The following is a 13,258-nucleotide window of genomic DNA, read 5'->3' as shown; positions in this document are numbered from 1 at the left end:
CGGAGCGCGCCGACGACATCACGAGTGGGGAGCTGGGGGCGGCGATGGATGACGCGGAACTACTGGCCGCGTGCCACACAGGTGACCACGCAGCCTTCGCCGAACTGACCAGCCGCTACCGCACCAACGCCTGGCATGTGTGCCTGCAGATCACCGGCAACATCCACGACGCCGAAGACGCGCTCCAGGACGCCCTGATCGCTGCGTGGCAGAACCTGCACAAGTTCCGCGGCGATGCTCGCTTCAATACCTGGCTGCACCGCATCGCCACCAACGCTGCCCTCGCGCTCGTGCGGCGCCGCAAGACCACCGATACCCTCGACGACTCCGACGACGATGGTCCTCGGATCGACCTCGCCGACGACAACGCCGTCTTCGATGAACGCGTCGTCCTCACCGATGCCGTCCACGCCGCACTGAATCAGCTCCCCGAAGATTTTCGTGTTGCGATCGTCCTCGCCGAGTTCGCTGACCTCCCGTATGCCGACATCGCCGAGCACCAGCAGGTGTCCGTGGCCACGGTGAAGACGCGGATCCACCGCGCCCGCAAGCAGCTCGCGGACACCCTCGCACTACTGCGCACGCGACAGGCGTAACACCTGCCGCGTGACCGCCTCCCGGTACCAGCCGGGTGTCCACTATTGGGCTTCTGCTGCGGCTCCGGCAGGTCACCGAGGTCATCTGTCCCTGGATGGCATCGGTTCTTGTCCTGAAACTTTGGGCGCCCGGGAACCTTTCACGGTCGGACCGCATCCAACTATCAGTGAGCAGGCGAGAACAGCTCGCCTCCCAGCCGATAAGGAATCGAATCCGATGAGCACTCCCCTCGACCCGACGAGCATCGATCTGAGCGACCTCCTCGAGCAGCCTGGCACCACCACCGTCTCCTCGCAGTCGATCGATGCGGGCATCGCCACCCACGCTGGTGTGCAGGCCAGCTCGAGCCTTGAGGTCACCCTCGATCCGGCCGAGGGCATCAGCGCGGTCATCGAGGGCGGTGTCGCTGCGGACGCTGGCTACGACGCCTACGGCAGCTACGACTCGCTCGACGCCTCCGCGGACACCGACGCCGGGACCACCGATGTGTCGGTGACGTCCGTTGACGGCGTTGCCTCCGGGGACGCCGGTATCGCCGCTGGCGGAGGGCTCGGTATCAGTCTGGATATCGGAGAGAGTGGATTGCCGGAGCTGGACATCGCCGCAGAATCCGGGCTCGACGCGTATGGCGACTCCGCCGCATATGGCAGCTACGACGCCACCGACATCCACCAGGACAGCGGCCTCGACATCGGCTGATAGCTGGCGAGTTCAGCCCGTACAGGGGCGGGCTGAACTCGCACACTGATGGGCGGACGGGGTAAGTCCCAGGAGTGGTGGGAGCGTCATTTCCCCCAGCAGGTGTCCGGGCCCTGATCTGGGATCCAGTCGATGGGATGGGCTTTCGGGACACCCGGCGATCAGGTCACATCCAGTCTCCGCGACGGGCGGCGCCCTGCGTGTCAGGGTGAGTTGAGTCCAACGGTTCACAGCAACCCCGCCTGCAGGGCGAGATACGGATCAACTCTTCGATGACGATTTCCAGCCTGGCCGTGGCCGGGGACAATACCCGCATGGACTCCTCGCATCCTCGTGCCGACGGCCCCCGTCGGCGTGCGTTCACCCCGGCGGACAAGCTCGCGCACCTGGCCGCGTATGAGCAGGCCTGCCAGAGCAACGAGGGCGGTGCCTACCTGCGCCGAGAAGGCCTGTACTCGTCGCTGATCAGCGAGTGGCGCAAGCAACAAGACGCCGGCATCCTCGACGGCAAACCAGCGGGCACGAAGGTCGGTAAGCTCACCGCTGAATCGCCCCGGTGAGTCCGGAGACTTCATCTTGGGAAGGATGGAGTCATGTCAGGTTCGAGGAAGTACCCGGCCGAGCTGCGTGAGCGGGCGGTGCGGATGGTCGCCGAGGTCCGCAGCGAGTACTCGTCGGAATGGGCGGCGATCGAGTCCGTCGCAGCGAAGCTGGGCATCGGGTCAGCGCAGACACTGTTGACCTGGGTCCGCCGCGACCAGGTCAACTCTGGGAAGCGTCCCGGAGTCACCAGTGAGATGGCCGAAGAGCTCCGCAAACTGCGAGCGGAGAACCGAGAACTCAAGCGTGCCAACGATATTCTGAAATCGGCGTCGACTTTCTTCGCGGCGGAGCTCGACCGCCGCAATCGGTGATCGTCAACTACATCGACGAGCACAAGCAGGAGTACGGCGTCGAGCCGATCTGCCGGGTGCTCACCGCACACGGATGCAAGATCGCGCCGTCCACCTACTACGACGCCTGCGCACGCCGGCGGCAGCCGCGCAAGCGGCAGGTCCGCGACACCGAACTCAAGGTCGAGATCGCCCGCGTTCACCGGGAGAACTACTGCGTCTACGGAGCCCGCAAGGTGTGGCTGCAATGCCACCGCGAGGGCATCGACGTCGCCCGCTGCACCGTCGAACGGCTGATGAAGGAGTTGGGCCTCGAAGGTGCCCGTCGCGGGAAGAAGAAGCGGACCACCTTCGCCGACCCACAGGCCGACCGACCCGACGACCTGGTGCAACGTCAGTTCTGCGCGGATGCGCCAAATGTGTTGTGGGTAGCGGACTTCACCTACGTGTCAACATGGTCCGGGTGGGTGTATGTGGCGTTCGTGATCGATGCGTACGCCCGCCGGATCGTCGGTTGGCGCACTGCCACCTCGATGACCTCACAGTTGGTGCTCGACGCGATCGAGCACGCGATCTGGACCCGGCAGCGGGAAGGCATCGGGGATCTGACCGGTCTGATTCATCACCACGACCGCGGGTCGCAATACACATCCGTGGCCTTCACCGACCGGCTCGTCGAGGCCGGTATCGACGCGTCGATCGGTGCCACCGGCAACAGCTACGACAACGCACTCGCCGAATCGATCAACGGCCTCTACAAGACCGAGTTGATCAAGGCGCAGGGGCCGTGGCGGACCGTTGACCAGGTCGAAGTCGCCACCCTCGAATGGGTCGACTGGTTCAACCACCGACGGTTGTACGAGCACTGCGGGGACCTGCCTCCGGTCGAGTACGAGGCCCTCTACTACCGTCACCACGGAACTCAGCCCGTCGCTGAGTTCTCATTTCAGTAGGTCTCCGGACATGCCGGGGCGGTTCATCGGACCTGCACCTACCCGACGACGGACTACGCATCTCCGTCTACACCGCCCCCGTTTCGGGGGAGTGATTCAGCCCAGATCCACAACTATTGACAATTCCTCTTGACGCTCTGAGCTGAGCCTGGATCCATCAACATTCCCGCCCGGACTCGGCCTGGCGGCGCATCTGTTCGACACCGCGGCCGGCTCAAAACAAGCAGTCACCTGACCACAGGCCCGAGCAGGGTCGACCGCGGACACAAGTGGAAATTCCGGTCAGGCCAGTAGCTCAGCCGTGTCCTGAATCCGGGACCACGCCCGCAATGGTCGAGGGTCAGATCTCAATCAGGGACGGTGGAGCAGGGCTCAACTCACCCTGACAGGCAGGGACCACCCGCATGGCCCACGGGAACATGGCTGCGACCGTATCTCGCCCCCGTTAGAAGCTGCCGTCGCAGCAACTCAGTGAGCATTCACAGGCGCGGTGTCGAGAACGCCAGGCGACGACTTCCCGCCGCGAAGCGCTGTCCTTGGCATTGCTCCAGCATTGGCCGACCGGTCGCCATTGTTGCGTGAGGGACGATGCAGTGGTCTACACCTTTCTGGTGTCTGATTCCTGCTCCCTGAGGCGGTCCAGTCCCGCGGGAATCCTGTCGGCCGGTTCCTCGTGGCGGCGGGCCGGCGCCGGGACGCGGCGGGGGTTGATCAGGAGCAGAGTGGTGGCCACCGCGAGGGCGGAGAGCAGGGCGGACGCGGTGAGAACGGCTCGGGTGCCGTCGGTGACCGCTTGCGGGTCGGCGCCGCCGTACAGGGTGTAGACGGCACCGAGCGCTGCGGTGCCGACACCGGCGCCGATGGAGGCCAGGGCGGAGACGCTGCCGGCGACCATGCCGACCCGTTCGGGAGCGGTGACGTTGACCGCGACTGCCATCACGGGAGCCCCGGCGATGCCGCCGCCTGCTCCCCACGCCAGGAGAGGAACGAGGAGCACCCACCACGCAGTGTCGGGAGTGATGAGCAGCGCGAGTGCGATGAGTCCGGCGCCTTTGAGCGCGTAGCCGAGGCCGATCACCAGGCCGGGCGCCCAATAGCTGAGCAGTTTGGAGCCGACCATTCCGGTGATCATCTGCGCGATGAAGATCGGGGTCATCAGCAGACCGGCGGCAATCGGGCTCAGGCGCAGGGCATCGGCGAAGTAGAGGACGAGGTAGACCGTGCCGCCGATGGTCAGCACCCGAGAGAGGAACACCGCCAGCATCGCCCCGGTGAAGGCGGGCTGGGCGAACAATCGCAGTTCCAGCGTCGGGGATGACACACGAAATTGCACCACGATGAACGCCGCCAGGAGCACAACAGCGACGACCAACAGCGCAGCGTCCTGGCTACTCCACGGCCCCTCGGGGCGGAGCATGAGCATGGTGGCCGAGCCCAGGCCAGCCATCAGCAGCAGGCTGCCGAGCCAATCCGGCCCGGCATCGGGCGTGGCCGCCTGTGGTGTACGGGGGAGCACCCGAGCAGCCAGCGCGAAGGTCGCGACGCCCAGCGGCAGGTTGATCGCGAAGATCGCCCGCCACCCGAAGGCGTCGATCAAGACTCCGCCCAGCGTGGGGGCGAGCAGCCCGGCCGCGGTCACGAAGGACCCCCAGGCGCCGATGGCGAGGTTGCGTTCCTCGCCGGCATAGCGGCCGGCCAGCAGCGGAATGCCGTTGACCATGATGACCGCCGCCCCGGCGCCCTGAATCACGCGGGCCACGTTCAGGAACCACAGCGTCGGTGCGAGTGTCGCGGCCAGGGATGCGAGGGTGAAGACCACGATCCCGGAGAGAAACAACGACCTGCGGCCCCACCGGTCCGACAGGCTTCCGACAACCTGGGTGAGCGCCCCCATCGCGACCATGTAGGTCACCACCACCGACTCGGCAGAGGCCCCAGCGGCGACATCGGAGCTGATCAACGGTAGCCCGAGCGCGACGATCGTGATGTCGATGACCACCAGCCCGGTGGAGGCCATGACCAGTGCAAGGACACCGCTGAACGGTGGCAGGCGGCGGGACTTCTCGGCTGTCATGCGGTCCTCGGCTTCTCGGTGTGCGGTGAAGGGTTGCCTTACTCATCGTGGGTCGTCGGAAGGTAAAAGTCAACGCATGTGAAGTTTAGCGAGGAAGCCCTACGATGGGGCCATGGCCAGCTCGCAGCGTCGCCGTCCAGCCACCCGCAAGGGTCGTCCCGTGCTGACCCGCGAGATCATCGGAGCCAAGGCACTGGAGATGGCTGGCGCAGAAGGATTCCGGTCGATCACGATGCGCGCGCTGGCCGCTGAGTTGGGCGTGACCGTGCGGGCGCTCTACAACTACGTCGAAGATCGTCAGGAGGTCATCGACCTGGCCGTCGGGCTGATGATCACCGCCTGGAACCCGCCGGAGCTGAACCCCGACGCGTGGGAAGCCTCGGTCACGGACTACGCCACCTCACTGCGCGAGCTGTACCGCCGCTGGCCACGAGCTCTCCTGGTCGCCCTGGATGAGGATGCGCCGCCAGCCTCGATCCATCCCAACCGACTGATCCAGCTCGACCGATTCCTAGCCTTCCTACGCGCCGTCGGCCTCAGCCTTCCTGCCGCACTCGACGTGCATCGTCACCAGGCACTGCTCATCCTCGCCTTCGCGCTCATGGTCGACCACCGCACCGATCCGTCCGATGGCGTTGACGAAGCGGAACGGGCCCCGCTCGTCCCCGAAATGTGGCTGACCGAGCACTCTGATCTGGACATCCCAGTGCTCCGGGAAGCCTCCACGTTCCCCACGCCCACCCCCGACGAACAGTTCGAGACCCTCGTCGGCACCGTCATCACACAGATTCGATGGCACCTCCGAACCGCGCGTTAACGTGCGGACACTGACTACCGCGAGACACCCCTACGAATCGCGCTACTCGTTCGGAATTGGTCAAGGCGGGCGAGGCCGGTGGGTGTTGTAGTCATCGCCGCTAGAGTCGGCGGGTCCGTACATGCAGTGCGGTCGCGCTCACCAACCCGAGCGCGAGGAACCCCGACGCCGCAAACAGCGAGATGCGGGTCGCGTCACCGAATCCCTCGGCGAGCGCGGACGTCGCCTCCGGACCGGCGGGGCCGAGCCGACCGGTCTCGCCCTGTTCCCGCAGGCCCTCGATGGTGCCGCCCGCCGAGTCGCGGGTCGCGGTCACCAACTGCTCCTGCACCGGCGCAGGCACCGCCGTGACCGGCTCAAGCCGGTCGGTCAGCGTGTGCGCCAACGACACCGACAGCACCGCGCCGACGATCGCCGACCCGAGCGCGGACCCCAACTGCCGGAACGTGCTTTGCGTTGCCGAGCCCTCACCGGACTTCTCCGGCGGGATGTCGGCGAGCACCGTGCCGGTCAGCTGCGCCGACGCCAACCCCAGGCCCGACCCGTACACCGCGAGCAGCACCGCCAGCACCCACGGTGAGACGGTCGACGAGACGAACACCGCCACCACCGCGACCCCCACCGCCTCGAGCGCCAACCCGAGGATCACCACCCGCGTCGGGCCCATCGCGGCGGCGAGATGCCGGGCTGCGGCACCGGAGGCGAACGCCCCCAACGCCATTGCCGCCAACACCACGCCCGCGCCCATCGTGGTCAGGCCGAGCGCGTTGACGAGGAACAGGGGCAGCACCAGCAGCAGGCCGAACTCGCCGATCGCGACCGCCAGCGCCGTCAGGTTGCCCCAACTGAACGTCGGCACCCGGAACAGGCTCAGGTCGAGGATCGCCGACCGGTGGCTGCCCACGGCCCGGTGCCGTTCCCAGCACACGAACAGCACCAGCGCGGTCACCCCGACCGCGGCAGCGACGGGGACCACCGACACCGGGGCGTCGACGGGCCAGCTGAATCCGAGTACCTCAAACTCGGCGATCGGTGTCCACCAGCCGAGGCTCTGCCCCTCGATGAGCGCGAAGATCACGCCACCGAAACCGATTACGCTCAGCAGCAGGCCGTCGACATCGAGGCCCGGCGCCGTGATCGTCGCGCGGGTCTCCCGGACCGTCAGCAGCGCACCCACCAGAACCGCCGCGCCGATCGGAAGATTCACCACGAAGATCCACGGCCACGTGAAGGCGGTGGTCAGCCAGCCGCCGAGCAGTGGGCCGATCGCCGCCATTCCGGAGATCACCGCGCCCCAGACCGCGAACGCGATCACCCGGTCCCGGCCGCGGAAGGTGGCGTTCACGCTCGACAGCGTCGTTGGCAGCACGAACGCCCCGCCGACACCCTGCACGACCCGGGCAGCGATCAGCGCCGCCGCACTCCCGGCGAGCGCGGCAAGCAGGCTGCCGGCCATGAACACCACCACGCCAGCGATGAACATCGCGCGCCGCCCCAGGCGGTCGCCGAGGCGGCCCGCCGTCAGCAGCAGCGCCGCGAACACCACCGAATAGACGCTGTTCACCCACTGCGCGTCGGTCAGGTCCATGTCGAGGTCGTCGATGATCACCGGCAACGCGACGCCGACGATCGTGCCGTCGACGACGATCATCGACAGCCCGGCGGCCAGCACCCCCAACCCGATCCACGCCCGCCGATCCGCTCCCGGTTCGGTGCCGACCTCCGACGCCATCACGCCTCCCCAGATCGCGGTCCGGAGGCCGCGACCGCGCCCTCCCCCTCGATCTCACCAGCGATCCGCCGGTCCCGCAGTGCTCAGGGGTTACCGCCCGGGGAGATACCTCATCACGGCGATGAACGGGGCGAGCACCTTCGCCCAGATCTTCGGCGGAAGTCCGCGCGGCCCACCGAGATTGAGCACCCGGGTGGTTGCGACGGTCTGCGCCTCGGTGTACTTGAGCAGCCCGTCGAGGCCGTGCCGCCTGCCGACGCCGGACACCCCCATGCCACCCATCGGGGCTGCGGTGCTGCCCCAGGCCGGGGCATACCCCTCGTCGACGTTGACGGTGCCCGCGCGGACCCGGGCGGCGATCGCCTCGCCCTCCGCCTTGGTGCCCGCCCACACGCTGGCGTTGAGCCCGTACTCGGTGTCGTTGGCCTTCACGATGGCCTCCTCGACGTCCGCGACCGGGTAGATCGACACCAGCGGACCGAACGTCTCGGTGCGGGCGCATTCCATCTCGTCGGTGACGCCGGTCAGCACCGTCGGCTCGTAGAACAGCGGTCCGAGGTCGGGCCTTGCCTTGCCGCCCGCGACGACGGTCGCGCCCTTGGCGACGGCGTCGTCGACGTGCCCGGAGACGGTTTTGACCTGGGATTCGGAGACCAACGAGCCCATCTCGATCCCGAACGCGTAGCCCGGCGCCAGCGTCATCTTCCGGACCCGCTCACCGAACAGTCGGGTGAACTCGGCGGCGATCGACTGCTCGACGTAGATCCGCTCGATCGAGATGCACAGCTGCCCGGAGTTGGAGAAGCAGGCCCGCACCGCGGCGTCGGTGACCTCGCGCAGGTTCGCGCCCTTGGCGACGATCATCGGGTTCTTGCCGCCCAGCTCCGCGGAGAAGCCGATCAGCCTGCGACCGGCCTGCTCGGCGAGCAGCTGCCCGGTGGCGGTGGAGCCGGTGAACATCAGGTAGTCGGCGTTCTCCACGATGGCGGTGCCAACAACGGATCCCGGCCCGGGGACGACCGCGAACAGGTCCCTCGGCAGGCCGGCGCGGTAGAGCAGGTCGACGCAGGCCAGCGCGCAGTACGGGGTCTGACTGTCCGGCTTGATGACGACGGCGTTGCCGGCGAGCAGCGCGGCGATCGCGTCGGACACGGCGAGGGTCATCGGGTAGTTCCACGGCGAGATGACGCCGACGACACCCTTCGCGTGGTGGTGCACCACGGCCTTCGTCAGGGCGGGCAGCATGCCCTGCACGCGCGTCGACCTCAACGCCTTCGGCGCGAGCTTCGCGTAGAAGCGGGAGGTCATCGCGATGTCGAGGACCTCCTCCAGTGCCGAGGAGCGGGCCTTGCCGGTCTCCGCCTGCGCCATGTCCAGCAGCGCGTCCCGGTTGGCGAGCACCAGGTCGCGGTAGCGGTGGAAGACCTCGGCCCGCTCGGCCGGGGTGCGACGGACCCAGTCCCGCTGGGCGTCGCGGGCCCGCGCGATCGCGTCGACGGCGTCCTGCGCGGTGCCGATCGGGATGGTGGCCAGCTCGCGCCCGGTGAACGCCTCGACGACCGGGCGGGTTGGCCGGCCCGCGGCGTCCGGGATGGCGACGAGGGTGGCGAGCCGTTCGAAGGTCGCGGCGGACGGAGCAGGCATTTCGTACCCCTACTGATTGGTAGTTTCGGCGGTTACAGACAACCTACCGCGTCCGTGGCCGCCGTCACAGGGCGTCCGCCGTCACCCCTCCCGCGGGGTGATCGCGGTGATCCGGGTGCCGTCCGGGGTGCTCCCGGTCAGCACGGTCTGCGGGTAGTGCTGGATGCTCCCGTCGGGGCGGCGTTCGAACACGTCGACGGCGTATGCGCCGTCGGTGGCCCGCTTCACCAGCACGCAATGGGTGGTGCCGACGGGGATCTCCGCGATGCCGCGGCCGATCTGTTCCGCCGACCCGACCCGGGCGTCGGGGGCGACGTGCTCGCGGGCGCGGGCGCCGTCGCGCAGCACGTAGTAGGCGCGTTCGAAGCCGGCGATCGCCGCCTCCCCCGGATCGGCTGCGTCGAGGTCGGCCGGGTGGCCCGCCCCGAGGCCCGCGCACCAGGCGAGCTCGTCCGGTGCCGCGGCGGCGGTGCCCGGCGCGGTGCCGGGCGGCGAGCGGTCCGCCGCGTTCAGCGCCAGGCCGGCAGCGGCGACCCCACCAACGACGAGCACGGCGGCGGCGGTGACGGGCAGGACCCCGCGCCGCCACCGCCGCCGGGCCGGTGCCGGTTCCTCCGCCTCGACCGCGTCGACGGCGCGGGGGGACGCCGACGGCGGGGGCGGCGACAACCACGCCGGTGCGGCGACCCCCGGCGCCTGCGTCGACGAACGGTCGCCCTCCCCCGCGCTCACCTCCGACGGATCCATCGGCGTTCCCACTCTCCTCCTGCCGCACCCGGCGGACGCGGGCCGGACGACCCCGGCCGCACCCGTCTCCGTGGTGCTACCTCAGCCCGGCCGCGACGGCGCCGAGCACCTCCCCCACCGGACCGGAGACCGGGGCGGCGGCGGCCGCCGCCGCCGTCCCGGCAGCCTCGACGCGCCGGACCAGATCAGGGCCACCGGGGAGGCCGAGCGCGGCGGCGCGGGTGCCCGCGCCCGCGGCGGCGACCTGCGGCGGCACGACCTCGACGGCGTCCCGCACCGCGGCAACCGCGGCGTCGCCGCCCGGCAGCGACTCCACCCGGGTGACCGTGTCCCGGGTCGCCTGCGTGACCGCGGCCGGATCGGTGGTCGGGGCGTCCGGGATTTCCATCTCGATCGGCTCGGCGAGGGTGTCCCCGGCACCGAACGCGGCCCCGGTGACGCCGCCGACCAGCGCGCCTGCGGTGCCGGCCACCACGGCGACCGGGACGCCAACGGCGGCGGCGCCGATCGCGGCTCCTGCCGCGGTGCCGACCGCGCCCCCGACGACGGCGCCCGCCACCGGGCCGATCACGGGCAGGACCACCTGCCCGGGGATGGCGCCTGCGGGCACCCCGATGTTGCCGCCGATCGCACCACCGACCAGTCCGCCCGCGACCGCAGCAGGAAGGCCCGCCGCGGCGGCGGCGCCGAGTCCGGCGACCGCGGCGCCGCCGACGGTGGCGGCACCGATCCGGTCCGCGCGGGAGGCGTCGAGGCCGACCGACTGCCAGAACGTGTTGACCTGCGCCTCGAACGCGGCGGCGGTGTTGTTGGTCCGGTCGAGGTTCGCCTCGGTGAGCCAGTTCGGCCGGTCGGCGATGTAGTCGCCGAGTCGAAGTCGCTCGGCGGGCGCCTCGATCGGCGCGACCGGCGCGACCGGGACCGGCAGGTGCAGCTGCTGCACGCGCGCCGGTGCGATCGGCTCCTCCTCGTAGTACCGGGTGGGGGCGGGCCGGGTGGGCACGTTGTCGTACTCGACCGGCGGCGCGACCCAGTACATCTTCGACTCCTCGGGGACCGGCGCGGCGGCGGGCGGCGTTTCCACGACGGGCGGCGCGAGCTCGGCGTCGACGCCGGGCTGGGCGTCCGGGGTGTCGCTGACCCCGGGCTGGACCGGGACCGCGACCGCGACCCCAGCGCAGGCGATCGCGATGGCGACGGGCAGCGCACCGGCCACCACGACACGTTCGGCGCGGCGGCGATGCGGACCCTGCGATGTGGTGCGGCTCATGTCGATGTCCCTCCGATCGGTGCAACACCGGCGGCACCGTGCCGCCGGTGCGGGAGGGAACGCGGGCGGCGCGGAGTGCGCACGCCGAAAGCAGTCGAGCTCAAGACAATTCCCCCTGATGCGGTGAGGGCTGCCGGTAGCGACGTGCCCCCACACGTGTACTGATGCGCTCGCGGACCACCCCCCTGTAGGTGCGACACGAGCGCTGCGAGCATAGAGGCGCCGGGCCGGTGCCGACAACCCCCAACAGACCGTTCGGTCTTCGACGGGTGCGCTGGCGCGACTACGCTGGGGCGCATGGACCCACCCGGGACCAGGTATGTCGAGCGTGACGGGCACGCGCTGGCCTACCAGGTCGTGGGCGAGGGCCCCGCGGACGTCGTGCTGTTCCTGGAGATCGGCCTGCACCCGGACCTGATGTGGACCGATCCGCACATCCACTACGTCTTCGAGCGCGCGGCCACCTTCTGTCGGCTCGTGTACTTCCAGCGTCGCGGATTTGGGCTGTCCGACCCCGTCGACCACGTCCCCACCCTCGAACAGCAGGCCGACGACGTGCTCGCGGTGATGGACGCGGTCGGGATGCGGCGGGCGACCCTGGTCGGGATCGGCAGCACCTGCGGCGCGCTGGCGTTGATCGCGGCGCGCGACCCGGACCGGGCGGCGGGCCTGGTGCTTCAGCAGCCGTTCGTCGAGGGCGCGCTCCGTGAGGGCGACGGCCTGCCGCGCGGGTGGACCGAGGAGGCCCGCGACCGGTTCGTCGACGGGTGGCGCGCCGTCTACGACAACTGGGGATCCGGACAGGTCATCGCGATGTGGGATCCCACCCAGGACTCGCCGTTCAACCGGCGGCTGATGGCACTGCTCGAACGCTGCTCCGCGACGCCCGCCACCGCACGGGCGCACCTCGAATGGCTGTTCCGGATCGACTATTTCGACGCCCTGTCCTCCATCCAGTGCCCAACCAGGGTGCTGCATTCCGCGCGAAGCGCGGTCCCGCTGGAGGCCTCGCGACGGGTGGCCGAGGCGATCCCGCACGGCGCCCTGCACGTGCTGCCGCCGCTGCCGCCGGGCACCTCGATGGGCGAGGCGTGGATCCCGGTGCTCGACCACATCGAGCACATCGCGACCGGGGTCGGGCGCCCGGTGAACGCGGAACGCTATCTCGCGACGGTGCTGTTCACCGATGTGGTCGGCTCGACGGAGACCCTGGCCCGAATCGGGGACGGGCCCTACCGCGCACTGCGGTCCGCGTACGAGCGGCAGGTCCGGATCGAGGTGGAGCGGGCGGGCGGGCTGCTGGTCAACGTCGCCGGGGACGGCACGCTCAGCGTGTTCGAGGGCCCGGCCGCCGCGGTCCGGTGCGCACGCACGGTGTGCCGGGCGGCGCGCGAGTTGGGGCTCGGTGTCCGAGCCGGGGTGCACACCGGCGAGGTGGAGGGCATCGGCACCGAGGTGACCGGCCTGACGGTCCACATCGGGGCCCGTGTCGGCGCCTCGGCCGGTCCGGGGGAGGTGTATGTCTCGCGCACCGTCCGCGATCTGGCCGTCGGATCGGGCTTCGTGTTCGTCGACCGCGGCGAGCACAACCTCAAGGGTGTCCCCGGCCGCTGGCGACTGTTCCTGCTCGCGGACACCTGCGACCGATCCGGCATCGTCGATCGAAAACCGTTGAGCCTCCACGTGATCGACCGGGTGGTGCTGAGCGTGGCCCGCCGCGCCCCGCGGGTGCTGCGCGCGGCGAGGCCGTTCACGCCCCCCGATCGGCTCCCACCAGGCCGGTGACGGGCCCTCCCCCGGTCCGCGGTGCACACTGGACGCGGGCTTGACCC

10 protein-coding genes, 1 pseudogene and 1 other annotated feature are annotated in these 13,258 nt (G+C 69.8%); of the genes and pseudogenes, 6 read left to right on the top strand and 5 right to left on the bottom strand.

The window, feature by feature from the left end; genetic code table 11:
• The first annotated feature begins 44 nt into the window (after nt 1–44).
• The 4 genes and pseudogenes from ACWF62_RS15000 (at nt 45) to ACWF62_RS14985 (ending at nt 3,142) form a co-directional block, all read left to right on the top strand.
• Nucleotides 45–596 (top strand): RNA polymerase sigma factor, encoded by a 552-nt coding sequence (locus ACWF62_RS15000; RefSeq protein WP_452630544.1) that lies wholly within the window; start codon nt 45–47, stop codon nt 594–596.
• Nucleotides 597–813: 217 nt separating this feature from the next.
• Complete coding sequence (locus ACWF62_RS14995; RefSeq protein ID WP_452630511.1) at nt 814–1,296, top strand: hypothetical protein; 483 nt, start codon at nt 814–816, stop codon at nt 1,294–1,296.
• Between the two features lie 314 nt (nt 1,297–1,610).
• Nucleotides 1,611–1,844 (top strand): annotated as a pseudogene (locus tag ACWF62_RS14990) (IS3-like element ISAar46 family transposase); the annotation flags it as partial.
• A gap of 45 nt (nt 1,845–1,889) precedes the next feature.
• A protein-coding gene (locus ACWF62_RS14985) for an IS3 family transposase (protein ID WP_452630510.1) occupies nt 1,890–3,142 on the top strand; the annotation gives its coding sequence in 2 pieces (ribosomal slippage) (nt 1,890–2,172 and nt 2,172–3,142; 1,254 coding nt in all).
• Nucleotides 2,171–2,299: a sequence feature (AL1L pseudoknot), on the top strand. Its footprint overlaps the gene before it by 129 nt.
• Before the next feature lie 598 nt (nt 3,143–3,740).
• Here ACWF62_RS14985 and ACWF62_RS14980 read toward each other — a convergent pair.
• Nucleotides 3,741–5,216, bottom strand: a complete 1,476-nt coding sequence (locus ACWF62_RS14980) for an MFS transporter (RefSeq protein WP_452630509.1) — start codon at nt 5,214–5,216, stop codon at nt 3,741–3,743.
• A 112-nt stretch (nt 5,217–5,328) separates the two neighbouring features.
• On the opposite strand from ACWF62_RS14980, the gene ACWF62_RS14975 reads away from it, so the two are divergent.
• Nucleotides 5,329–6,033 carry a TetR/AcrR family transcriptional regulator gene (locus ACWF62_RS14975; RefSeq protein ID WP_378569576.1) on the top strand — a complete coding sequence of 235 codons (705 nt, stop codon included), beginning with the start codon at nt 5,329–5,331 and terminating at the stop codon, nt 6,031–6,033.
• Between the two features lie 100 nt (nt 6,034–6,133).
• Here ACWF62_RS14975 and ACWF62_RS14970 read toward each other — a convergent pair whose 3' ends face one another.
• The 4 genes from ACWF62_RS14970 to ACWF62_RS14955 all read right to left on the bottom strand — a co-directional run bounded on the left by ACWF62_RS14970 (nt 6,134) and on the right by ACWF62_RS14955 (nt 11,426).
• On the bottom strand, nt 6,134–7,765 hold the full coding sequence (locus tag ACWF62_RS14970) for an MFS transporter (RefSeq protein WP_452630508.1): 1,632 nt from the start codon (nt 7,763–7,765) through the stop codon (nt 6,134–6,136).
• A 90-nt stretch (nt 7,766–7,855) separates the two neighbouring features.
• The gene (locus tag ACWF62_RS14965; protein WP_378509275.1) at nt 7,856–9,409 is read right to left on the bottom strand and encodes a succinic semialdehyde dehydrogenase; all 1,554 of its coding nucleotides are present in this window, start codon (nt 9,407–9,409) and stop codon (nt 7,856–7,858) included.
• 81 nt (nt 9,410–9,490) lie between these two features.
• Nucleotides 9,491–10,168: a hypothetical protein gene (locus tag ACWF62_RS14960; protein WP_378569572.1), complete on the bottom strand. Its 678-nt coding sequence runs from the start codon at nt 10,166–10,168 to the stop codon at nt 9,491–9,493.
• 64 nt (nt 10,169–10,232) lie between these two features.
• Nucleotides 10,233–11,426: an insoluble domain protein gene (locus ACWF62_RS14955; RefSeq protein ID WP_378509277.1), complete on the bottom strand. Its 1,194-nt coding sequence runs from the start codon at nt 11,424–11,426 to the stop codon at nt 10,233–10,235.
• Nucleotides 11,427–11,723: 297 nt separating this feature from the next.
• Between ACWF62_RS14955 and ACWF62_RS14950 the strand changes: the two genes are divergently transcribed.
• A complete protein-coding gene (locus ACWF62_RS14950) occupies nt 11,724–13,211 on the top strand; it encodes an adenylate/guanylate cyclase domain-containing protein (protein ID WP_452630506.1) in 1,488 nt (495 codons plus the stop codon).
• Nucleotides 13,212–13,258 lie beyond the last annotated feature (47 nt).

It is taken from the genome of Rhodococcus sp. NPDC054953 (assembly GCF_053609225.1).
This window is presented reverse-complemented; position numbering and strand designations above follow the sequence as displayed.

Bases quoted from the DNA above. Each gene is read 5' to 3' on its own strand.
- ACWF62_RS15000 (WP_452630544.1), top strand. From the start codon at position 45: ATGGATGACGCGGAACTACTGGCCGCGTGCCACACAGGTGACCACGCA.
- ACWF62_RS14995 (WP_452630511.1), top strand. From the start codon at position 814: ATGAGCACTCCCCTCGACCCGACGAGCATCGATCTGAGCGACCTCCTC.
- ACWF62_RS14980 (WP_452630509.1), bottom strand. From the start codon at position 5,216: ATGACAGCCGAGAAGTCCCGCCGCCTGCCACCGTTCAGCGGTGTCCTT.
- ACWF62_RS14975 (WP_378569576.1), top strand. From the start codon at position 5,329: ATGGCCAGCTCGCAGCGTCGCCGTCCAGCCACCCGCAAGGGTCGTCCC.
- ACWF62_RS14970 (WP_452630508.1), bottom strand. From the start codon at position 7,765: ATGGCGTCGGAGGTCGGCACCGAACCGGGAGCGGATCGGCGGGCGTGG.
- ACWF62_RS14965 (WP_378509275.1), bottom strand. From the start codon at position 9,409: ATGCCTGCTCCGTCCGCCGCGACCTTCGAACGGCTCGCCACCCTCGTC.
- ACWF62_RS14955 (WP_378509277.1), bottom strand. From the start codon at position 11,426: ATGAGCCGCACCACATCGCAGGGTCCGCATCGCCGCCGCGCCGAACGT.
- ACWF62_RS14950 (WP_452630506.1), top strand. From the start codon at position 11,724: ATGGACCCACCCGGGACCAGGTATGTCGAGCGTGACGGGCACGCGCTG.